The sequence below is a fragment of the Faunimonas sp. B44 genome, from assembly GCF_052655945.1.
In genome coordinates this window covers 81,610-103,097 of the sequence record NZ_JBQYEX010000005.1, presented here as the reverse complement: position 1 = coordinate 103,097, position 21,488 = coordinate 81,610, and the positions used below count along the sequence as shown (strand labels likewise).

Here is a 21,488-nt window from a genome sequence, read left to right as displayed (position 1 = left end):
GGTGCCGGAGCTCCCGTGTCCGCTCAGCCGTGCACCGGGAGGGTGACGACGTCGTAGCCGAACGCGATCCTGCGGCCGAGCACCGGATCCTCCAGCTCGCCCTCGAACCGGTCGGCTGGCCGGATGCCGCCGATTGCCGCGAACGTCCCGCCGAGCATGGCCGTGCCGTCGGCAAACGCGGTCCCGCCGTCGTGGCCGGCGAGCAGCTCGGCGACGGGGAGCATGCCGGAGAGCCGGCCCTCCTGGTAGAGATCCCGCTTGCCGGCCGTGCCGATCCAGGCCCGCAGGACGAGGTCGTCCCAATGGCCGAGGACCTCGTCCACGGGCCAGAACGTCCGGCCGATCGGCTTCTCGCAGACCTGCTTGGAGAGGGTGACGCTGACCGTCTCGAGCTTGCGGTCGGTGTGGTCGGAGCCGATGCCGACGAGCATCCGGCCCTGATGGATTGCGAGCACGAACTCGACCTCGCCGCTCGTGTCGCCGCCGCAGACCTGGATGGTCTCGGCCTGCGTCAGGCGGTCGGCGGCGACCCGATAGTAGATCGGCGTGCGCGCAGGCCGCTTCACCCCGAGCTCCTCGAGTTCCCTTATGTGCTTCTCCATCGCCGCCTTGTCGCGTCCGGTCCAGCCGGCGACGACCAGGTTCTCGACGGCGATCTCCGCCTCTTCGGTCCCGGCGCGGCTGACGATCGATACCCGGATCCTGGGCATTGCCTCCCTCCTCGGCTGTGTTCTCCAGGGCCGTTTCGTCCCGCAGACGGTGCGATCCGGCGGCCCCGGCCTCGGTCGAGGTATTAGTGTACGCGTGAAATATCACAAGACTTTCCTTTTCCGCGAACTCGTGCTGACATGGCGGAACGGGGCCCGGCACGGACGGCCGGGTGGTGGGAAAACGGAGGGATTCGATGAAGCCTTGGAGGATTTTGATCCCGGCGCTGGCGTTCGCCGCCCTGGCCGCACCGGCATGGTCCCAGGACAAGCCGGCCGCGCTCGGCGTCGGCGTCTTCACCTTCATGTCGGGACCGCCGGCGGCCTACGGCATGCCGGGCCGCAATGCGGCGGAGATCGTCTTCAACGACATCAACTCGGCCGGGGGCATCGGCGGCGTCCCGGTCAGGCCGATCTATGTCGACGAGGGTCAGGGCACCGACGCGGTCGTCTCCGAGTTCCGCCGGCTGGCGGGCAGCGGCGAGGTCTCCGCGATGATCGCGGCGCTCTCCAGCGGCAACTGCCTCGCGCTCGCGCCCATCGCCGAGCAGCTGAAGATGCCGACGCTCGCGTGGAACTGCGACACCCACCAGCTCTTCCTCAAGGACGAGTACCAGTACGTCTACCGCGCGAATTCCAGCACGATCCCGGAATTCATCGCCTACGCGCTCTATCTGCTCCAGAAGAAGCCGGACCTGAAGACGGTCGCCATCATCAACCCGGACTACGCGTTCGGCCACGACGCGGCGCAGATCTTCACGGCCGCGCTGAAGACCTTCAAGCCCGATGTCGAGGTGGTGGTGGAGCTTTTCCCGAAGCTCGGCGCCTCGAACTACAACACCGAGATCTCCCGCATCGCCGCCGCGCGGCCGGACGTGGTCTTCTCCAATCTCTGGGGGGCGGATCTCGAGAATTTCGTGCGCCAGGCAGCTCCGCGCGGCCTCTTCAGCAACAGCCAGGCCGTGCTCGCGCTCGGCGAGGCGGTGCTGCAGAGCGTCGGCGGGTCGCTGCCCGACGGCGTCATCGTCGGCGTGCTCGGCGACGGCTGGTGGCAGTCGCCCAAAGCCTCCGGCAACGAGGCGGCGGTCAAGTTCGTCGCCGACTATCGCGAGAAGTTCGGGGCCTATCCTGTGTTCCCGTCCTTCAAGATGGCGAACACGATCCTCACGCTGAAGGCCGCTTACGAGAAGGCGATCGAGGCGAAGGGCGGCGGCTGGCCGAACGCCGAGGAGCTCGCCGCCGCGTTCGAGGGGCTGTCCATCGACACGCTCACCGGCTCGATCACCATTCGCGAGGACAATGACGGGCTCGTCGACCAGATCGTCGGCGTCACCGCCAAGGGCGACGAATATCCCTTCCCGGTGATCGCCGAGATGGTGCGCTACCCGGCCGACCTCGTCACCCCGCCCGCCGGGGAGGATCCGATGGCCTGGATCGGCACGCTCGACGACAGCTTCCTGGCGAAGCTCCCGAAGCCCGCCGCCGCGAACTGACCGCCGCCCGCCGCGGCGCGCCCTGCGCCGCGGCACTCGCAACCTTCGAACACCCGACCGGAGCCTGCGATGTTCCAGGCGATGATGCCGCTTCTCGTCGACGGCCTCGCCAACGCCGCGCTGATCTTCTTCGTCGCGGTCGGCCTCAGCCTCGTCTTCAGCGTGCTGCGGATCCTCAACGTGGCCCATGGCAGCTTCTACGCCATCGGCGCCTATGCGGCCGTGTCGCTGTCGCTGTGGATCGTGTCGGCCGGCCTCAGCCCGTGGCTGACGCTGCCGGCGCTGGTGGTGAGCGCCGCGCTCGTGGCGGCGATCCTCGGCCCGCTCGTGGAGCGCGGCTTCCTGCGCTGGACCTACGGCAAGCCCGAGGCGCTCCAGATCCTCGTGACCTTCGCCCTCTTCCTCATCTTCGAGGACCTGCAGAAGCTCGTCTTCGGGGTCCAGTCGCTCTACCAGGACACGCCGGTCCAGCTCTTCGGGACGTCGGAGATCGCGGGCATCATCTACCTCAACTACCAGCTCGTCCTGATCGGCCTGGCCGTGCTGGTCGTGATCGCGCTCCGGCTCCTCATGTCCTACAGCCGGTTCGGCCGGTTCATGGTGGCCGTCGTCGCCGATCCAGAGGTCTCGCAGGCGCTCGGCATCGACACGCGGCGTGTCTACGTCGCCGCCTTCACGCTCGGCGTCTTCCTGGCCGCGCTCGGCGGCGCGCTCGCCTCCCCCACGATCGGGGTGGCGCCGGGCACGGGGCCGGAGGCGATCGTCCTCGGTTTCGCGGTCGCGGCGATCGGCGGGCTCGGGCAGATCGAGGGCGCGGCGCTCGCCGCGATCATCGTCGGCGTCGCCCGCGTGCTCGCCATCTACTTCGCGCCGCAGCTCGAAGCGGTCGTCCCCTACCTCGTCATGCTGGCCGTGCTCCTGGTGCGGCCCTATGGGCTGTTCGGCTCCGTCAGCGTGCGCCGGATCTGACGCATGCGCCTCCTCGTCCTCGTCCTGGTTGCCGCAACGCTCGCCCTCGCGCCGTTCGCGGTGCCCTGGCTGCGCTTCGTCTTCATCGTCGCGCTCGCCGCCGGCTTCGCGGCGCTGGGGGTGGCGATCCTGCTGCGGGCCGGCCTGATCTCGATCGGCCATGCGCTGTTCTATGCCGTCGGCGCCTACGTGGTCGCCTTCATGATGCGCGACCTCGGCGTGCGCGACCTCGCGCTTCTCATCGCCGCGTCCGTTGTCCTTTCGGGGGTCGCAGGCGCGATCGTCGGCGCCTTCATGGTGCGTTACCGGGCGATCTTCTTCGCCATGCTGAACCTTGCCGTATCGATGGTGGTGTTCTCGCTGCTGTCGAAGCTCTACGGCCTGACCGGAGGCTCGGACGGGCTCCGGGTGGCGACGCCCACGCTCTTCGGGTCCGCGCTCGACCGCGGCACCTTCAACACGACCTTCCTCTACGTCGTGCTCGGCCTGTTCGTCGTCGCCGGCGTGCTCGTCGACCTCTATCTGAGGAGCCCGATGGGCGAGGCGCTGACCGCGGTCCATACGAACGAGGTCAGGCTCGAATATCTCGGCGTCTCCGTCTGGGGCGTCCTGCTCGCCGCCTACGTCGTGTCGGCGATGCTGGCGGGGCTCGGCGGCGCTCTCGCGGGTATCGCCATCGGCCATGTCGTGCCGGAGATGGCCTACTGGACGGAATCCGGCCATTTCGTCCTCGTCGCCGTCCTCGGCGGGATAGGCGGCGTCGCCGGCCCGTTCATCGGCTCGGTGTTCCTGGAGATCCTGCGGACCTTTGCGTCGGGCTACGCCGCCGAGAGCTGGAACCTCGTCGTCGGCGTCGCGCTGCTCCTCGTCATCTTCTTCCTGCCGGAGGGCCTCTACGGCCTCGGCGCGCGGCTGTTCGGGCGGGGAGGACGCAAGTGAGCGGGCCGATCCTGAAGGTCGAGAACCTGCGCGTCGCCTTCGGCGGCATCGCCGCCGCCGACGGCGTCGACCTCTCGATCGAGCCCGGCGAGTTCATGGCCATCATCGGCCCGAACGGCGCCGGCAAGACCACCTTCCTCAACCTCTGCACCGGCTACGTGAAGCCGGTCACCGGAACCGTCTCCTTCGAGGGGCGCGACATCACCGGCCTGTCGCCGCGCGCCATCACCAAGCGCGGCATCGCGCGCGCCTTCCAGATCCCGCAGCTCTTCGCCAGCCACTCGCTGCTCGAGAACGTGATGCTCGCGCTCGCCGCGCGCCACGGCATCTGGCAGATGCTGCGCCCGCTCGACCGTCCGGCCTACCGCGCCGAAGCGCACGAACTGCTCGAGCTGGTCGGCCTCGACACCGTCGCGGAGCAGCCCGTCTCGGTGCTTCCCGAAGGCATGCGCAAGCTCGCCGACATCGCGCTCGCGCTGGCGCTCAAGCCGCGCCTCCTGCTGATGGACGAGCCGACCAGCGGCGTCAGCGCGCAGGAGAAGTTCGATATCATGAAGACGCTCATGCGGGTCCTGAAGGAGCAGGCCGTCACCGCCCTCTTCGTCGAGCACGACATGGAGATCGTGCGGCTCTATGCCGGGCGGGTCCTCGTCTGGGACAGCGGCAAGGTGCTCGCTTCGGGTGCGCCGGACAAGGTTCTGGGCGACGAGCGCGTGCTCCGGCGCGTGGTGGGGATGGCCTGATGCTGGAATTGCGATCGGTGGAGGCGCGGCTCGGCGGCGTCCTCGTGCTCCGCGGCATCGATCTCGCGGTCCGCTCCGGCCGCACCACCGTGCTCGTCGGGCGGAACGGTGCCGGCAAGACGACGACGCTGCGCGCCATCATGGGCCTCGTGCCGCTCGCCGGCGGCACCATCCAGCATGACGGCCAGGATCTCGGGAGCGTTCCGGGCCACCGCCGGGCGGCGCTCGGCATCGGCTACGCGCCGGAGGACAGGCGGCTCATTCCGAGCTTTTCGGTGGAGGACAATTTGGCGCTGCCGGCGCTCGCCCTCGGCCTCGCCGCGCGGGACAGGAAGGCGCGGCTCGAGGAGGTCTACGAACTGCTTCCGGAGCTGAAGGCGATGCGGAGCCGGGCGGGCGGCCATCTCTCCGGCGGGCAGGGCAAGATGGTCGCGCTCGGGCGCGCCCTGATGGTCGGTAAGCGGTTGGTTTTGCTGGACGAACCGTTCCAGGGGCTCGCGCCGGCGCTGGCGCTCAACTACGCCGAGGCGATCGGGCGGATCCGGCGCGTCATGCCGGATCTCGCTCTGCTCATTACGGAATCATCGCCGCATCTGCTGGACCGGCTGACGGACGAGACGGCGGGAATCGAGCGCGGCGAGATCGTCGCGGCGCACACGCCGGCGCACTGACCGTCGACGCATCATAACCGTGCGAGGAGGTTCTTGCGGAACGAGCCGATGTGATCGGCGACCGCCTGCGCGATCCTCTCCTTGTCGGCCGAGCGGATCGCGTCGAGGATGCGCTCGTGCTCCTCGATGACGCGACGGTCGTGATCGGGGTCGGTCAGCGACAGGAACCAGTGCCGCAGCGAGCGGTCGTGCAGGTTGCGCAGGACGTCCGTGAGCACCGCGTTGCCGGCGGTGTGCGCGATCAGGCCGTGAAAGCGGCGGTCGAGGTGCATGAGCCGCTCGACGTCGCGCTCCTCGCAGGCCTCGCGCGATTCGGCGAGGATGGCGTCGAACTCGGCGGCGGCATCGGCCGCGAGCCGGTTGGCGGCGAGCTGGGCGCAGTGGATCTCGTTCACCTGCCGCACGTCGGCGACGTCGAGGATGTCGTCCAGGCTGAGCGGCTTCACGATCACGCCCTTGCGCGGGATGATCTCGACCAGCCCTTCCAGGCTCAGCCTGTTGATCGCCTGATGCACCGGCGTGCGCCCGAAGCCGAGCTCGTCGCTGATCTGCTGCTCGTTGAGATACTCGCCCGGCCTGTAGCGGCAGGTGACGATCCGGTCCTTGATCGCCTCGTAGGCGGCCGATTGCAGCGACGGCTTGCGGCCGGCCGTGTGATCGGGCATCCCGCCGGGGACGATTCCCGCCGAATCGCGGGCGACATGCGGAGCAGCCTCCACGCCTCCGCCCTGCCCGCCGCTCACAGCCATCGCATCACCACGCCTCAGTGAAACATCACTAGTTTCTCAGTATAGCACACGCGGACGGTGCGTTGAACCCTGTCGGCTTCACGGCCGCCGGTTCCGTGGAAACTGTTGGGCGAGGAAGAGGTGCATCCGAAGGGGACGGGGCGGCCGCCCCCGGCTGGCCGGCTGGCCGGATCGGCGCCTCAGGGGCCCGACGTGGAGTCGATCGGCAAAGCGGGCGCGCCGGACGTGCGCCGCCTGGTCCTCAGCGCCGAGACCAGCATCCAGAGGAGCAGCAGGATCACGAGCGCCAGCAGCGTACCGGCGATCGGCCGCTCGAAGAGCCGCAGGAAATCGCCGCGGGCAAGGATCATGGCGCGGCGGAAATTGTCCTCGATCATCGGGCCGAGCACGAAGCCGATGAGGAGCGGCGCCGGCTCGAAGCGCAGGAGGCGCATGCCGTAGCCGATCAGGCCGAAGAGCAGCACCATCCAGATGTCGAAGGGATTGCTGCGCAGGCTGTAGACGCCCATGCAGATCAGCACGATGATCCCGGGATAGAGCAGCCGGTAGGGGATCGTCAGCAGGCGGACCCAGATCCCGATCAGCGGGATGTTCAGGACGAGCAGCAGCAGGTTGCCGATCCAGAAGCTGGCGACCAGGCCCCAGAAGAGCTGCGGGTGCTCGGTCATCAGCTGGGGCCCCGGCGTGATGCCGTGGATCATCAGCGCGCCGAGCATGATCGCCATCGTGGCGCTGCCCGGGATGCCGAGCGAAAGCGTCGGGATGAAGGCCGTCTGCACGGCGGCGTTGTTCGCCGCCTCCGGCGAGGCCACCCCTTCCAGCGCACCCTTGCCGAAGCGCTCCGGCTCGCGCGACACGCGCTTCTCCAGCGCATAGCTGAGGAACGCCGCGATCGACGGGCCGGCGCCGGGCAGCGCGCCGAGCAGGCTGCCGACCGCCGTCCCGCGCACGGCCGGAAAGAAGGAGCGCCGGAGATCGGCGCGGCCGGGAAGCATGTCGCGCAGCCTGATCTTCTGGGCGAAGCGGCCCGCCTGCTGGCCCCTGACGGAGGCAATGATCTCCGAGACGCCGAAAAGCCCCATGGCGAGCACGACGAGGCTGACGCCTTCGAAGAGCTGCAGATAGCCGAGGGTGAAGCGCTGGACCCCGCTGTGGCTGTCGGTCCCGATCGAGCCGACGAGCACGCCGAAGGCGACCATGGCGAGGCCCTTGAGCGGCGAGCCCTGCGAGATCGTCGCCGCCCCGATCAAACCGAAGAGCATGGCGGCGAAATACTCCGCCGGCCCGAAGGACAGCGCGAAGCTGACGATCGCCGGCGCGAAGAAGATGAGGAGCAGGATGCCGACGCTGCCGCCGAGGAAGGAGGCGACCGTCGTCACGAACAGCGCGACGCCGGCGCGGCCCTGCTTGGTGAGCTGATATCCGTCGATGCAGGTCACGGCGCTCGACGGCGTGCCCGGCAGGTTGAGCAGGATGGAGGCGGTCGAGCCGCCGTACTCCGCGCCGTAATAGACGCCGGCAAGCATGACCAGCGCGGTGGTCGGCTCCAGGTAGAAGGTCACCGGCAGGAGGAGCGCCACGGCCGCCAGCGACCCCACGCCCGGCAGCACGCCGATGAACGTGCCGAGGAAGACGCCGAGGAAGCAGTAGAGCAGATTCTGCGCCGAGAGCGCCGTCACGAAGCCGATCGTGAAGAGCTCCATCAGCGGCCGCCTCCGAATGCGGGCAGCGGCATCCCCAGACCGACCGAGAAGACGAGCCAGACGCAGAGGCACAGGAAGCCGGCGAGCGCGACGATCGCGACCGGCCGGCTCTCCGGGTCGCCGAGCGCGGACAGGACGACGGCCGCGGCGACCGCGGGCACGAACCCGAACGGGCGCACGAGGAGCGCGAAGGCTGCAATTCCCCCCGCGACGGCGAGGAGCGCGCGCCAGGACACGCTCTCCGCCGGTCCTTCGGGGGGCGGCCGGCGCAAGCCGTCAAGGACGATCGCAAGGCCGATCGCCAGGAGCGCGGCCGAGGCGCCGAGCGGAAACATGCCGGCGCGCATGCTGCGCAGCGTCCCGATCCCGTAGCGCAGCGACGCGAGCAGAAAGGCGAGCCCGACCGCGGCGGCAATGGCGCCTCCGGCGATCTCCCTCAAATCGCGGCCCTTGCCCTCGCCCGTCATGCCGGCAGCCCCCGCCGGCCCGAGAGGCGCCCGCCTGCGGCCATCACCGGCCGAAGGCCCGGTTCATCTCCGCGAAGCCGTGCTCCAGGATCCAGTTCACCGAATAGTACGCGAAGGTCGCCCCGCGGCGGCGGAAGGTGTCGAGCTCGGCCACCGGCGCGGGCATGCCGTACCGGCAGCCTGCCGCGGCGAGCCTTTTGCAGACATGGTCGATCGCGTCGGCGACCTCGGGCGTGCGCGCACCGCGCCGCCCGGTCAGCGAATAGCCGAGGTCGTTCGGACCGATCAGGAAGACGTCGATCCCCTCGACCTTCGCGATGTCGTCGATGGCAACGACGCCGGCGCGCGATTCGATCTGGACGATGACGAGGCGCTCCGCCGCGCCGTCGCCGCAGGCGAACCGGACGGTCTCCACGACGGCGGCCGCATCAGCCGCCGTCTCGACATGCGGCACCACCAGCCCGCCGGCCTTGCGGTCGAGGAACTGGACGAGCACGGCTGGATCGGCCGACCAGCTCCGGACGACGGTCGGCAACCCGGCGGCGCGGGCGGCGACCAGCAGGTCGCCCGCCTTGTCGAGCCCGATGCCGGTCCGCTCGCAATCGACGAAGAGGAGGTCGGCGCCGAGGCGCGCGAGCGCGGGTACGAGGTCCGGGTTCGCGCCTTCGGGATTGACCGAGACGACCGTCTCGCCCGCGGCGAGACGGCGCTTCAAATCGGCGACGGTCGCCATGGGGTCACTTCACCTCGATGCCGGCCTTCTCGATCACGTCGCCCCAGCGCGCGAGATCCTCCTTGATGAAGGCCATGAACTCGTCGGGGCTGCTGCCGACGACCTGCACGCCGAGCTGCTCGAAGCGGGCCTTCACGTCCGGGTTCTCGAGCGCCTTCGCGACGCCGGCGCGCAGCGTCTCCACGACGTCGTCCGGGATGCCCGCCGGCCCGACCAGGCCGGTCACGTTCATCAGCTCGAAGTTCTCCACGCCCTCCGACGCGAAGGTCGCCACGCCGGGGAGCGACGGCCAGGGCTCGCGCGAGGTGACGGCGAGCGCCCGGGCGCGGCCGGCCGCCACCTGCGGCGCCGTCGTGCTCGCCTGGTCGAAATAGAGCTCGACCTGACCGCCGAGGAGATCCGTCATCGCCGGGGCGCCGCCCTGGTAGGGCACGAGCAGGAACTCGGTCTCGGTCAGCATCTGGAAGAGCTCGGAGACGAGGTGGTTCGCCGTCCCGGTCCCGGCATGCGCCATCGTCACGTCACCAGGCTCCGCGCGCGCCTTCTCGAGGACCTCGGCGACCGACTGGAACGGGCTGTCGGCGCGGACGACGAGCGCGAAGGGCACGAACTGGATGTTGGTGATCGGCGTGATGCCCTCGACCGGATCGTAGGGCCAGTTGGCGAAAAGGTTCGGCCCGACGCTGAGGGTGCTGTTCGAGCCCATCATGAGGGTGTGGCCGTCGGGCGCCGCGCTCATCACGGACTCGGCGCCGATCATGCCGCCGGCGCCGGTCCGGTTCTCGACGATGACGGGCTGCCCGAGGATCTCGCCGAGCGCCGGGGCTATCGCCCGCGCGGTGACATCCACGTTCCCGCCGGCCGCAAACGGCACGATGATGTGCACCGGCCCGGTCGGGAAGTTCTGCGCGGCCGCGGGGAAAGTCGCCAGTCCCAGCGCGAGCGCGGCAAGTCCAAGTCGCTTCATGTTTTCCTCCCACCTTGTGTCGTTCGCCCGCGCGGACGCGGGCCGCTTGGAGGCCTCCGGGCCTCAGAACCCGTACAATCGCTCGGGATTGTCCACGAGGATGCGCTTGCGCAGGCCGGCATCGGGGACCCGGTCGACGAAGAGGTCGAACAGGTCGCCGTCGTTCGGCATGGCGGTCTTGATGTAGGTGTGCGGCCAGTCGCTGCCCCAGAGCAGGCGGTCGGGCGCCGCTTCGACCAGGATGCGGGCGGTCTCGTCGACGTCCGCATAGGGCATGGCGCTCAACGTGAGCCGATAGGGCGCGGTGAGCTTCACCCACGCCTTGCCGTCGCGCAGGAGCCGCAGCATCGCCCGGAACCCCTCCGTGTCCGCCCCGTGCTCCGTCTTCACGTAGCCGAGATGGCCGAAGCAGACCTCCGTCGGGAAGTCGGCGAGCTGCCGGTCGAGGTCCGGGAACTCGTTGACGTGCATCAGGAACTCGACGTGCCAGCCGAACGGCCGGATGGTCGCGGCGAGCGCCTTCAGCCCGTCGAGCGGCAGCACGCCCTTGTCGAACCTGAGGTCGACGATGTTGCAGCGCACGCCGCGGATCCCCAGGCCGTGCAGGCGCTCGACCTCCGCGGCGCCGACGTCGAAGGGCAGGACGGCGATGCCGCGCAGCCGGTCGAGGTTCGGGGCGAGCGCGTCGAGCATCGCCCGGTTGTCCTGCGCGTAGATGCTCGGCTGGACCAGCACGCCGCGCGCGAGCCCGAGCGCGTCGAGCAGGCCGAGGAAGTCGGCGGGAAGGGCGTCGGCAGGGGTGTAGAGGCCGTGCGGGATGAAGGGATAGGCGTTGCCGGGGCCGAAGACGTGGGCGTGGCAGTCGCAGGCGCCCGCCGGCACGTCCACCTTCGGCCTGCGCGGCTTGGGGTCGAACGGCTCGGAGAGCGGCCGCTCGGGATCCATCGCCGCGCCGCCCGCCCCCGCAGGTATCCCGTCCGTCATGTCGCCTCCCACCCGGTCAAATGCGGCGGTTCTCGCCGTCCTTCGCGTGGGTCGAACCTCATGCGACCAAATCCCGAATGTCAACAATGTTTCGCCAGCAAAACGGGATCGGCTCCCGCGCCCTTCGCGGCAGCCCGCTTCCCGCGTCGCAGGCACGCCCTTGTCGCTTCCCCCCGCCGCCGCTAGAACCGCGGCGTTCCCGAAGGATGCGCGGCATGGCCCGGACGGCTGAGATCACCAGGACCACGAACGAGACGAAGGTCGCCGTCTCCGTCGATCTCGACGGGACCGGGCGCTACGACGTCTCGACCGGCGTCGGCTTCTTCGACCACATGCTGGAGCAGCTCGCGCGCCATTCGCTGATCGACGTCACGGTCCGCGCCGAGGGCGACCTCCACATCGACCAGCACCACACGGTGGAAGACGTCGGCATCGCGCTCGGCCAGGCGCTGTCGCGGGCGCTCGGCGACCGCAAGGGCATCGCGCGCTACGCCTCGCTCGACCTCGCCATGGACGAGACGCTGACGCGCGCCGCGGTGGACGTCTCCGGCCGGCCCTTCCTGGTCTGGCGGGTGACGTTCGCCCGGCCGAAGATCGGCGCGTTCGACACGGAGCTCGTGCGCGAGTTCTTCCAGGCCTTCGCCCAGAACGCCGGGCTGACGCTGCACGTCACGAACCATTACGGCGAGAACGCGCATCACGTCGCCGAGACCTGCTTCAAGGCCGTGGCCCGCGTGCTCCGGACGGCGCTGGCGATCGACCCGCGCACGGCGGGCGAGATCCCCTCGACCAAGGGCACGCTCGCGGGCTAGGACACCTCATGGCCGCCTACACCGTGCATGCGCCGCCCGACGGCGACCCCGAGCGCATCCGCCTCGTGAAGGAGGGCTTCTGCTGGCCCGCGCTGTTCTTCCCGGCGATCTGGATGCTCTGGCACCGGCTGTGGATCGCCTTCGTGCTCTATCTCGTCTATGCGGCGGCGCTCTACGGGCTCGGCACGGCCTTCCCGCAAGCGCCGATGGGCGTGGTTGCCCTTCTCGGCGCCGTGCTCCTCGGGCTGGAGGCGAACAACATCCGGCGCTGGTCGCTCGCGCGCCGCGGATGGACCGAGATCGGCGGCACGTTCGGGCGGACGCTCGACGAGGCCGACATGCGCTACTTCAAGGACCATGCGCGCGAGGCCCGGCGGGCGCCCGCGCAGCAGGCTTCAGCCCGGACCTGGCCGGCCTACGCGCCGGCCCGCGGCGAGGGCGACGAGGTGATGGGCCTCTTCCCGAGGGCGGGGGCATGAAGGTCGCGATCATCGATTACGGCTCCGGCAACCTGCACTCCGCCGCCAAGGCGTTCGAGCGTGCGGCAGGCGAGATCGGCGGGATCGACGTCGCGGTCACGGCCGATGCCGAGAGCGTCCGGCGGGCCGACCGCATCGTGCTGCCGGGCGTCGGCGCGTTCGCCGACTGCCGCCGCGGCCTCGACGCGGTGCCGGGCATGGTCGATGCCCTCGAGGAAGCCGTGATCGGCCGCGGCCGGCCGTTCTTCGGGATCTGCGTCGGCTGCCAGCTGATGGCCTCGCGCGGCCTGGAGAAGGAGGTCGTCGAGGGGCTCGGCTGGATCCCCGGCGACGTGGTCGAGATCACCCCGGACGATCCCGCGCTCAAGATCCCGCACATGGGCTGGAACAGCCTGGACGTCCGGCGCGAGCACCCGATCCTCGCCGGCATCCCGACCGGCGCGGACGGCCTCGACGCCTATTTCGTGCATTCCTACCACGTCGTCCCGACGGATGCGGGGCACGTGGTGGCGACGGCGGATTACGGCGGGCCGATCACCGCGATCGTGGCGCGCGACAACATCGCCGGGACGCAGTTCCATCCCGAGAAGAGCCAGCATCTCGGGCTGGCGCTGATCGGCAACTTCCTGCGCTGGGCGCCGTGATCCTCTTCCCGGCGATCGACCTCAAGGACGGCGTCTGCGTCCGCCTCAGGAAGGGCGAGATGGCGGACGCGACGGTCTACAATGCCGATCCGGCGGCGCAGGCCGAGGCGTTCCGGGCGACGGGCTTTCCGTGGCTGCACGTCGTCGACCTCGACGGCGCGTTCGCGGGCGAGAGCCGGAACGGCGCCGCGGTCGACGCGATCCTCGCCCGCCTCGGCGGCGGCATGCAGGTGCAGCTCGGCGGCGGCATCCGCAGCGAGGCGCAGGTCGAGGCCTGGCTCGGCAAGGGCATCGCGCGCGTGATCCTCGGCACGATCGCCGTGCGCGACCCGGAGCTCGTCAGGTCGGCCGCGCGGCGCTGGCCCGGCCGGATCGCCGTCGGCATCGACGCGCGCGGCGGCAAGGTCGCGGTGGAGGGCTGGGCGGAGACGTCCGAGCTCGACGCGGGCGAGCTCGCGCGCCGCTTCGAGGGCGCCGGCGTCGCCGCCATCATCTACACCGACATCGACCGGGACGGCGTCCTCGCCGGCATCAACTGGGAGGCGACGATTGCGCTCGCCGAAAGCGTCTCGATCCCGGTCATCGCCTCCGGCGGGCTCGCCTCGATGGACGACGTCCGGCGCATGACGCGGCCGGACGCCGCGCGCCTCGCCGGCGCCATCTCCGGCCGGGCGCTCTATGACGGGCGCATCGACCCGGCCGAGGCGCTCGCCGTCCTCGCCGCGGCGGCAGGGGAGCCGGCCCGCCCGGCCCCGCGCTGATCCTGGCGCCTCCCCGAGCCTTGGGGCCGACGCAACACTTCGTTCAGCATTTCTCCATATTCTCCCGGGGCGGAATTCCGGGCGAGGATCGGATGCGCGCCTCTCGAGGCGACCTTCTCTTGGCGGCAGGCCTGGTGGCGAGCCTGATCGTCGCGGTGGCTGCGGCCGTGACCGTGACCGCCTACACGATCGACCGCCTGCTTGCGCAGGACGCGCGCGCCGAGGGCGAATCCTGGGCCCGGTACCTCGCCGACAACGTGCAGGATCTCGCGGCCATCGCGGCCGGCTCGACGCCATCGCCCGAGAGCGCGAGCTTCTTCGAGAAGGCGCGGCACGTCGGCGACGTCTTCCTCTACAAGATCTTCGACGCCGAAGGGCAGCTCCGGCTCGCCTCCGACCGGCTCGACGAGGCCGGCCACGCCGCGGAGGCGATCCCCGTCCACAATCCGACGGCTGCGGCCACGGTCCTCAGCGGCGAGCCCGTCATCGAGGCGAAGGCGGGGACGCCGCCGCACCGGCCCCGCTACTACGCCGAAGCCTACGTCCCCGTGCTGCAGGCGGGACGGACGCTCGGCATCGTGGAGGTCTATGTCGACCAGTCCGCGAAGCGCGCCGCCTTCCGTGCCGACCTCGCCTCGGCGGCCTTCGCGCTGTCGGCCATCGTGGCGGCCGCCTTCGGGCTGCCGGCGTTCGGGCTCTACTGGCGAACGCGGGAGAAGCACCAGTCGGACCAGCGCGCCGAGTTCCTCGCCCACCACGATCCCCTCACCGGCCTCTCCAACCGGGCCACCTTCGTCGCGCAGCTGGAGGCGGCGCTCGCGAGCTCCGAACGCGTCGCGGTACACTGCCTCGACCTCGACCGCTTCAAGGAGGTGAACGACGGCGTCGGCCATGTCGTCGGCGACGAGCTGCTCAGGGCCGTCGCCCAGCGCATGCGCGGACTGGCCGGCCCGGACGACATCGTCGCGCGGCTCGACGGCGACGAGTTCGCGATCGCGTCGGTGGAAACGGCCACCGGCGCCCCGGGCCCGTTCGCGCGGCGGCTCGTCTCGACCTTGTCAGAGCCGTATTTCCTCGTCGACCAGAGGATCGACGTGTCGGTCTGCGCCGGGACGGCGGTTGCGCCGCAGGACGGCGCCGACGCCGCCACGCTGATGAAGAATGCCGACATCGCGCTCCGGCACGCCAAGGCGGACGGGCGGCGCGCGCATCACCTCTTCCGTCCGGAGATGGATGCCGAGCTCCAGGCGCGACGCCAGCTCGAACTGACGCTGAAGCGGGCGCTGCACCAGGACGGCTTCGAGCTGCACTTCCAGCCGTTCCACCGGGCGAGCGACGACGGGCTGGCCGGGTTCGAGGCCCTGCTCCGGCTGCCGCGGCGCGACGGCGGCTACATCCCGCCCGACGTCTTCGTCCCGGTGGCGGAGCGGATGGGACTGATCGGCGCGATCGGCGCCTGGGTCCTCACCCGCGCCTGCGAGGTCGCGGCGCGCTGGCCGCAGCACCTCACGGTCGCGATCAACCTGTCGCCCATGCAGTTCCAGGACGGCCGACTGGGCGAACGGGTGCGCGAGGCGCTCGCCCTGAGCGGCCTCCCGGCCCACCGGCTCGAGCTGGAGATCACCGAGGGCCTTCTCCTCAGCGACAGCGCCGCCGTCCTCTCCCAGCTCGCCGACGTGAAGGCGCTCGGGGTGCGGATCGCCATGGACGATTTCGGCACCGGCTATTCGAGCCTCAGCTATCTGTGGAAGTTCCCCTTCGACAAGCTGAAGATCGACCAGTCGTTCGTGCGCGCGCTCGGCTCCGACGACCACGTCACGTCCGTCGTCGAGGCGATCGTTGCGCTGGGGCGCTCGCTGCACATGACGGTAACGGCCGAGGGCGTGGAGACCGAGGGCCAGCGCGAGTGCCTCCACAGGCTCGGCTGCGACCTGCTGCAGGGCTACTTCCTCGGCCGCCCGGCCTCGATCCACGATCTGCCGGGCCTCATCCTGACCGATTTCCGGGCGATGGCACTCCAGCACAGGCCCGCCCAGGACGCCGGCGCGGCTGCCGCCTCGCGCTGAGGATCGGCGCGGCGTGGTTCCACGATTTTCCGGCCTTCATCAAGAGCACCAACTGGAATGGGGCCTGCAGGGGCGCGATCCACGACGACTGATGGACGAGCTGAGCGACCGCCCCAGAGTCGACGAAGCCCAACGCACGATGGAAGGGGGCGCGGTAGCCGTGGGTGGAACCCTTGTGCTTCGCAAGAAGGCAGAAAACGGTGTATCTAGCGAATGATGCGCGGTCAGAACGGTATCTCATCGTCGTCATTACCCTCTCCCGCAGCCACTTCCGGCCCGTGCTCGACGATGAAGCGCGCCCGCTGGAGAAGCTTGTCGAACGTAATGATCTCTGGACGCCACGTGTGCCGTCGGTAGAGCTCGAAAGAGCGGAACTTCGGTACGTTGATTCCGCGGTCTGTTTGAAACTGATTGAGGGAGCCAACGACTAGGCAGGAACGGGGCTCGATGTTGAACAGGATTTCGCCCGTCGGGTCGCCAGTGTCGTCTCTAGGCATCAGCTTATGGCCGAGAGATTCGAGTGCGGCGTGGACAGTCGTTTGCAACTGGGACACGCCGCCTGTCAGCTCTGCCGATGGCGGCCACACGTCGGAACGGTATTGAGCCGACCCCAGCAAAGGCGTGTCATGACGCTTGATCTCCACAAAGCACAATGAGCTGATTATCCCGCGTGTTTTCATGAGAGCATCGGAGCGTTTGCCTGCGGCCGTCAGGTCGCGGCCACGCACGATTTGCTCCAGCTTTCGTTCATCGAGCTTGGACACGAATTGGTATGAGAGGCCGTATCCAAATATCCATGTATTGGCCTCGAAGAACTGCTGCCACACGTCCTCGGGCCTGCATTGGAGACGCTCCTGTTCGCCGACGAAATAGTCGGCCTCACGAAGCAAGGACTCGAAACGCTGCAATTGCTTCCGTCGATAGCCGACGGCGACGAGGTCGCGTGTGATGTCCTCGTATTGCGCGAGCTGTAGGAAGAGTTCCGGATTCTTAGCGAAGATCCGGCGGGCCTGTCCTTGGTCGAGCACAATGTCGCGCAACACATTGTCAGGAAGATGGACCTTTTCCGTTCCGTCCAAAGGCACGGTTCTGACGCCCGCGACGAAACTAATGAGTGTCTCGATTTCGCGGCCTACAAACGAAAAGCACTGCTTATCGAGAGGGCCATTCTTACTGCTGTACCTCTGGATGGTGAGTGTCCGGATGGAGCGGTCGTCCTCCAGGAAAGTAGCCTTGATCTCGTATCGTCCTGCCGGTGTCTGACGAAGAAGCACCTCATCCTCGACCGCCGCGAACTTCAGTCCGGGCTGGCCTTCGACAATGTGCGAAGCGATGCGCAGCTTCTGACCCGATAGTGAGTCCGTGATCCTCTTGCTAATTATGGTCTTATCCGTCCTTCGATCGAAGAACCACCTTCTTTCATCGTATTCGTCGGACATGGGCGTCCCCGAACTGACGCGAGAGCCACCTAATACCATAGATCGATTCCATGTCCCGTCTCGTGGTCTCTGTCGGCGGCATGGTGCTCGGCAACCTGATCCTGCCGGGCATGGGCAGCGCGATCGGTGGCGTGCTGGGCGGCTACGTCGGCGGCATTGTCGGCAACGGCCGCGCGTGGTCCCTTGTCCGACTCACAAGCCGTTCCCCAAGCCCCGGTGCTCTCGTCACAAGGCCGCTCATTTTCGGTTTGGCCGGGCCGGCGGGACGGGCTATTGAGCGCGCAGGAAAAACCCTCCCGATGCTCAAAGCCCGCGTCATCCCCTGCCTCGACGTCAAGGACGGCCGCGTCGTCAAGGGCGTCAACTTCGTCGACCTGGTCGACGCCGGCGACCCCGTCGAGGCCGCCAAGGCCTACGACGCGGCGGGCGCCGACGAGCTCTGCTTCCTCGACATCACGGCGAGCCACGAGGAGCGCGGGACGCTGTTCGACGTCGTCGCCCGAACGGCCGAGCAGTGCTTCGTGCCGCTCACCGTCGGCGGCGGCGTGCGCACGGTCGAGGACATCCGCAACCTGCTCCTCGCCGGCGCCGACAAGGTGTCGATCAACACCGCGGCCGTCGCCGACCGCGCCTTCGTGGCGCGCGGGGCGGAGAAGTTCGGCGACCAGTGCATCGTGGTGGCGATCGACGCCAAGCGGGTCTCGGGCGAGGGCGAGGCGCCGCGCTGGGAGATCTTCACGCATGGCGGGCGGCGCCCGACGGGCATCGACGCGGTCGAGTATGCGCGCGAGGTCGTGTCGCTCGGGGCGGGCGAGATCCTCCTCACCTCGATGGACCGGGACGGCACCAAGAGCGGCTTCGACATCGCGCTCACCCGCGCCGTCGCCGATGCCGTGCGGGTGCCGGTGATCGCGTCGGGCGGCGCCGGCACGCTCGACCATTTCGTGGAAGGCGTGCGCGACGGCCATGCCGCGGCCGTGCTCGCCGCCTCGCTCTTCCATTTCGGGACCTGCACGATCGCCGACGTGAAGCGCCACATGGCCGCCGCCGGGCTTCCGGTGCGGCGCGTCCTGCCGTAAAGGCAGCAGCAGAGGCGGGAGCGTTCATGGCCGCTATCACGATCGAGGAGCTGGCGGAGATCGTCGCGAGGCGCGCCTCCGCCGACGACCCGCAGTCCTACACGGCATCGCTCGCCCGCAAGGGCGTCCAGCATTGCGCCAAGAAGCTCGGCGAAGAGGCGGTCGAGACCGCGCTCGCCGCGGTCGGCGGCGACCGCGCCCATCTCGTGGCCGAATCCGCGGACCTCATCTACCACCTGCTCGTTCTCCTGCAGGTGTCGGGCGTCGGGCTCGACGAGGTGAGCGCGGAACTCGGGCGCCGCACCGGGCAGACCGGCTTGCAGGAGAAGGCCTCGCGGCCGCGTTCATGATGGACCAGTTCGTACGCTCCAGCCTCTCGCCCTACCGCATCTTCCGCGTCGAGGACTGGGCGAAGCTGCGCGCCGACATGCCGATGACGCTGTCGGAGGAAGAGGTCGCCGGCCTGCAATCGCTGAACGATCCGATGTCGATCGAGGAGGTCGAGGAGGTCTACCTGCCGATCTCGCGCCTGCTCTCCTTCTATGTCGAGGCGACGCAGGAGCTCTTCCAGGCGACGCAGCGCTTCCTCGGCACCGGCGAGAGCAAGACGCCCTTCATCATCGGCATCGCCGGCTCGGTCGCGGTCGGCAAATCGACGACGGCGCGCATCCTGCGCGAGCTCCTGAAGCGCTGGCCCTCGCATCCGCGCGTCGAGCTCGTCACAACCGACGGCTTCCTCTACCCCAACGCCGTCCTGGAGGCCGAAGGCCTGATGGAGCGGAAGGGCTTCCCGGAGAGCTACGACGTCTCGGCGCTCCTCAACTTCCTCACCGCGATCAAGGCCGGCACGCCGCGGGTGAGCGCACCCGTCTACTCGCATCTCGTCTACGACATCGTGCCCGGCGAGACGATCACGGTCGAGCGTCCCGACATCCTGATCCTGGAGGGCCTGAACGTCCTCCAGACGCGCGACCCGCCGCCCGACGGCAAGGCGGTGCCCTTCGTCTCCGACTTCTTCGACTTCTCCATCTACATCGACGCCGACGAGCAATCGGTGGAACGCTGGTACCTCGAGCGCTTCATGCGGCTCCGGGAAACCCGCTTCCGCGACCCGAGGTCGTATTTCCACCGCTACGCCTCGCTCGGCGACGAGGAGGCCGCGGTGGTCGCCCGCGGCCTGTGGGAGCGGATCAACCTCGTCAATCTGCGCGCGAACATCCTGCCGACGCGGCCGCGCGCCGAGCTGATCCTGCGCAAGAACGACGACCACTTCATCGTCGAAGTGGCGCTGCGGAAGATCTGAGCCATGGCCGCCCGGTTCCGACCCGAAAGCCCGCGCGACCGCCTCATGGTCGCCCTCGACGTGGCGAGCACGACCGCCGCGGAGAGCCTCGTGGAACGGCTCGGCGACACGGTCGGGTTCTACAAGGTCGGCATGCAGCTCGCCTTCGCCGGCGGGCTCGCGCTCGTGCCCGCGCTCGTCTCGGCGGGCAAGCGCGTCTTCCTCGACATGAAGCTCCTCGACATCGACAACACGGTCGCGAGCGGGGTGAAGAGCATCGAGGCGATGGGCGTGGCGCTCACGACCATCCACGCCTATCCGAAGGCGATGCGGGCGGCGGCGTCCGCCCGGGGCGCACAGAGCGGGCTCGGCCTCCTCGCCGTGACGGTGCTGACCTCGCTCGACGACCGCGACCTCGCCGAGGCGGGCTACGCCGCCACCGCCCGCGACCTCGTTTCGCGCCGCGCCGCCGACGCCCGCGCCGCCGGCATGGACGGCATCGTCTGCTCCGCGCAGGAGGCGGCCTCCGTCCGCGCCGTCGTCGGGCCCGACATGCTGATCGTCACGCCCGGGATCCGGCCGGCGGGCGCGGCGGCGGACGACCAGAAGCGGGTGATGAGCGCGGCGGACGCGATCGCGGCCGGCGCCGACTGCCTGGTGGTCGGCCGGCCGATCGTCGCCGCTCCCGATCCCGAAGCGGCCGCCCGTGCTATGCTCGCCGAGATCGGGGCCGCCTGCGGCGGGAGGTGATCATGGCGAAGGGGTACTGGATCGCGCGCGTCGACGTGCGCGATGCCGAGGCCTACAAGGCCTACATCGCTGCCAATGCCGAGCCGCTCGCGCGCTTCGGCGGGCGCTTCATCGTCCGGGGCGGGCGCTGCGAAATCATGGAAGGCACCGGCCGGGCACGCAACGTGGTCATCGAATTCCCGACCTACGACGCCGCGCTCGCCTGCTTCCACGACCCCGCCTACCGGGACGCACGCGCGCTGCGCCTGCCGGTGAGCGAGGCGGACCTGATCGTCGTCGAGGGCCATGACGGCTGATCCGGGCGCGCCCGAAGCGCCGCTCTCCGGCGAGGAGATCGCCCGCTATGCGCGCCATCTCGTGCTGCCGGAGGTGGGCGGGCCGGGGCAGCAGAAGTTCAAGAGCGCGCGCGTGCTCATCATCGGCGCGGGCGGGCTCGGCGCGCCGATCGCGCTCTACCTCGCCGCGGCCGGGATCGGAACGATCGGCTTGGTCGACGACGACGAGGTCGCGCTCTCCAACCTGCAGCGCCAGATCATCCACGACACCGGCCGCATCGGCGAGCCGAAGGTGGAGAGCGCGGCGGCCGCGCTCGCCCGCGTCAACCCGCACGTCCGGATCGACGCCCACCGGCTGCGGCTCGCGCCGGAGAACGCCGACGGCGTGATCGGGGCCTACGATCTCGTGGCGGACGGCTCGGACAATTTCGCGACCCGCTTCCTCGTGGCCGATCGCTGCGCCGCGCTCGGCAAGCCGCTGGTCACGGCGGCCGTCGGCCGCTTCGACGGCTCGGTGACCACGCTCCTGCCCTTCGTGGGCGACAATCCCGGCTATCGCGACCTGTTCCCGGAGCCGCCGCCCGAGGGCCTCGTCCCGAGCTGCGCGGAGGCCGGCATCCTCGGCGCACTCACCGGCGTGCTCGGCTCGATCCAGGCGATGGAGGTGCTGAAGCTGGTCGCCGGCATCGGCGAGCCGCTCGTCGGGCGGCTGCTCCTCTATGACGGGCTCGCCCAGCGCTTCGAGGAGATCCGCTATCGGCGGCGCGGGCGCTGAG

At 69.6% G+C, this 21,488-nt stretch carries 24 protein-coding genes; 16 read left to right on the top strand and 8 right to left on the bottom strand.

The features are described 5' to 3' along the window. Positions 1-23 precede the first annotated feature (23 nt). Positions 24-710 (bottom strand): DUF2848 domain-containing protein, encoded by a 687-nt coding sequence (locus ACUN0C_RS12115; protein ID WP_445466629.1) that lies wholly within the window; start codon positions 708-710, stop codon positions 24-26. A 194-nt stretch (positions 711-904) separates the two neighbouring features. Between ACUN0C_RS12115 and ACUN0C_RS12110 the strand changes: the two genes are divergently transcribed. The 5 genes from ACUN0C_RS12110 to ACUN0C_RS12090 all read left to right on the top strand — a co-directional run bounded on the left by ACUN0C_RS12110 (position 905) and on the right by ACUN0C_RS12090 (position 5,522). Next, positions 905-2,200: an ABC transporter substrate-binding protein gene (locus ACUN0C_RS12110; protein WP_445466628.1), complete on the top strand. Its 1,296-nt coding sequence runs from the start codon at positions 905-907 to the stop codon at positions 2,198-2,200. Positions 2,201-2,269: 69 nt separating this feature from the next. Further along, positions 2,270-3,169 carry a branched-chain amino acid ABC transporter permease gene (locus ACUN0C_RS12105; RefSeq protein WP_445466627.1) on the top strand — a complete coding sequence of 300 codons (900 nt, stop codon included), beginning with the start codon at positions 2,270-2,272 and terminating at the stop codon, positions 3,167-3,169. 3 nt (positions 3,170-3,172) lie between these two features. Further along, positions 3,173-4,108: a branched-chain amino acid ABC transporter permease gene (locus ACUN0C_RS12100; protein ID WP_445466626.1), complete on the top strand. Its 936-nt coding sequence runs from the start codon at positions 3,173-3,175 to the stop codon at positions 4,106-4,108. Next, positions 4,105-4,851: an ABC transporter ATP-binding protein gene (locus ACUN0C_RS12095; protein ID WP_445466625.1), complete on the top strand. Its 747-nt coding sequence runs from the start codon at positions 4,105-4,107 to the stop codon at positions 4,849-4,851. The genes ACUN0C_RS12100 and ACUN0C_RS12095 overlap by 4 nt, the downstream gene beginning before the upstream one ends. Continuing rightward, complete coding sequence (locus tag ACUN0C_RS12090) at positions 4,851-5,522, top strand: ABC transporter ATP-binding protein (protein WP_445466624.1); 672 nt, start codon at positions 4,851-4,853, stop codon at positions 5,520-5,522. Before ACUN0C_RS12095 ends, ACUN0C_RS12090 begins: the two co-directional genes overlap by 1 nt. An 11-nt stretch (positions 5,523-5,533) precedes the next feature. Here the strand turns inward: ACUN0C_RS12090 and ACUN0C_RS12085 are convergent, their stop codons facing one another. The 6 genes from ACUN0C_RS12085 to ACUN0C_RS12060 form a co-directional block, all read right to left on the bottom strand. After that, positions 5,534-6,187, bottom strand: coding sequence for a GntR family transcriptional regulator (locus tag ACUN0C_RS12085; protein ID WP_445466623.1), 654 nt, complete (start codon positions 6,185-6,187; stop codon positions 5,534-5,536). A gap of 263 nt (positions 6,188-6,450) precedes the next feature. After that, the gene (locus ACUN0C_RS12080; protein WP_445466622.1) at positions 6,451-7,974 is read right to left on the bottom strand and encodes a tripartite tricarboxylate transporter permease; all 1,524 of its coding nucleotides are present in this window, start codon (positions 7,972-7,974) and stop codon (positions 6,451-6,453) included. Next, a complete protein-coding gene (locus tag ACUN0C_RS12075) occupies positions 7,974-8,441 on the bottom strand; it encodes a tripartite tricarboxylate transporter TctB family protein (RefSeq protein ID WP_445466621.1) in 468 nt (155 codons plus the stop codon). The genes ACUN0C_RS12080 and ACUN0C_RS12075 overlap by 1 nt, the downstream gene beginning before the upstream one ends. Positions 8,442-8,484: 43 nt before the next feature. Continuing rightward, positions 8,485-9,174, bottom strand: coding sequence for an HpcH/HpaI aldolase family protein (locus tag ACUN0C_RS12070; RefSeq protein WP_445466620.1), 690 nt, complete (start codon positions 9,172-9,174; stop codon positions 8,485-8,487). Between the two features lie 4 nt (positions 9,175-9,178). After that, complete coding sequence (locus tag ACUN0C_RS12065) at positions 9,179-10,141, bottom strand: Bug family tripartite tricarboxylate transporter substrate binding protein (protein WP_445466619.1); 963 nt, start codon at positions 10,139-10,141, stop codon at positions 9,179-9,181. A 63-nt stretch (positions 10,142-10,204) separates the two neighbouring features. Next, on the bottom strand, positions 10,205-11,125 hold the full coding sequence (locus ACUN0C_RS12060) for an amidohydrolase family protein (protein ID WP_445466618.1): 921 nt from the start codon (positions 11,123-11,125) through the stop codon (positions 10,205-10,207). 206 nt (positions 11,126-11,331) lie between these two features. On the opposite strand from ACUN0C_RS12060, the gene hisB reads away from it, so the two are divergent. The 5 genes from hisB (at position 11,332) to ACUN0C_RS12035 (ending at position 15,887) form a co-directional block, all read left to right on the top strand. Further along, positions 11,332-11,937 (top strand): imidazoleglycerol-phosphate dehydratase HisB, encoded by a 606-nt coding sequence (hisB, locus tag ACUN0C_RS12055; RefSeq protein ID WP_445466617.1) that lies wholly within the window; start codon positions 11,332-11,334, stop codon positions 11,935-11,937. Positions 11,938-11,945: 8 nt separating this feature from the next. Continuing rightward, positions 11,946-12,416 (top strand): DUF2628 domain-containing protein, encoded by a 471-nt coding sequence (locus tag ACUN0C_RS12050; protein ID WP_445466616.1) that lies wholly within the window; start codon positions 11,946-11,948, stop codon positions 12,414-12,416. Next, positions 12,413-13,060, top strand: a complete 648-nt coding sequence (gene hisH / locus ACUN0C_RS12045) for an imidazole glycerol phosphate synthase subunit HisH (protein ID WP_445466615.1) — start codon at positions 12,413-12,415, stop codon at positions 13,058-13,060. The genes ACUN0C_RS12050 and hisH overlap by 4 nt, the downstream gene beginning before the upstream one ends. Further along, positions 13,057-13,821, top strand: a complete 765-nt coding sequence (hisA, locus tag ACUN0C_RS12040; protein ID WP_445466614.1) for a 1-(5-phosphoribosyl)-5-[(5-phosphoribosylamino)methylideneamino]imidazole-4-carboxamide isomerase — start codon at positions 13,057-13,059, stop codon at positions 13,819-13,821. The genes hisH and hisA overlap by 4 nt, the downstream gene beginning before the upstream one ends. 119 nt (positions 13,822-13,940) lie before the next feature. Beyond that, the gene (locus ACUN0C_RS12035; RefSeq protein ID WP_445466613.1) at positions 13,941-15,887 is read left to right on the top strand and encodes a putative bifunctional diguanylate cyclase/phosphodiesterase; all 1,947 of its coding nucleotides are present in this window, start codon (positions 13,941-13,943) and stop codon (positions 15,885-15,887) included. A gap of 224 nt (positions 15,888-16,111) precedes the next feature. On the opposite strand, the gene ACUN0C_RS12030 is transcribed toward ACUN0C_RS12035, so the two are convergent. Beyond that, a complete protein-coding gene (locus tag ACUN0C_RS12030) occupies positions 16,112-17,326 on the bottom strand; it encodes a Shedu immune nuclease family protein (RefSeq protein WP_445466612.1) in 1,215 nt (404 codons plus the stop codon). Between the two features lie 299 nt (positions 17,327-17,625). On the opposite strand from ACUN0C_RS12030, the gene hisF reads away from it, so the two are divergent. From hisF to ACUN0C_RS12000, 6 genes are read left to right on the top strand one after another with little or no spacing between them, the layout of a single operon-like run. Next, positions 17,626-18,405 (top strand): imidazole glycerol phosphate synthase subunit HisF, encoded by a 780-nt coding sequence (gene hisF, locus ACUN0C_RS12025; protein ID WP_445466611.1) that lies wholly within the window; start codon positions 17,626-17,628, stop codon positions 18,403-18,405. Positions 18,406-18,431: 26 nt separating this feature from the next. Further along, positions 18,432-18,755, top strand: coding sequence for a phosphoribosyl-ATP diphosphatase (locus tag ACUN0C_RS12020; protein WP_445466610.1), 324 nt, complete (start codon positions 18,432-18,434; stop codon positions 18,753-18,755). Beyond that, the gene (coaA, locus tag ACUN0C_RS12015) at positions 18,755-19,708 is read left to right on the top strand and encodes a type I pantothenate kinase (RefSeq protein ID WP_445466609.1); all 954 of its coding nucleotides are present in this window, start codon (positions 18,755-18,757) and stop codon (positions 19,706-19,708) included. Before ACUN0C_RS12020 ends, coaA begins: the two co-directional genes overlap by 1 nt. A gap of 3 nt (positions 19,709-19,711) precedes the next feature. Next, positions 19,712-20,437, top strand: coding sequence for an orotidine-5'-phosphate decarboxylase (gene pyrF / locus ACUN0C_RS12010; protein ID WP_445466608.1), 726 nt, complete (start codon positions 19,712-19,714; stop codon positions 20,435-20,437). 2 nt (positions 20,438-20,439) lie between these two features. Further along, positions 20,440-20,733 carry a DUF1330 domain-containing protein gene (locus ACUN0C_RS12005; protein ID WP_445466607.1) on the top strand — a complete coding sequence of 98 codons (294 nt, stop codon included), beginning with the start codon at positions 20,440-20,442 and terminating at the stop codon, positions 20,731-20,733. Then, positions 20,723-21,487, top strand: a complete 765-nt coding sequence (locus ACUN0C_RS12000; protein ID WP_445466606.1) for a molybdopterin-synthase adenylyltransferase MoeB — start codon at positions 20,723-20,725, stop codon at positions 21,485-21,487. Before ACUN0C_RS12005 ends, ACUN0C_RS12000 begins: the two co-directional genes overlap by 11 nt. The last annotated feature ends 1 nt before the right edge of the window (position 21,488 follow it).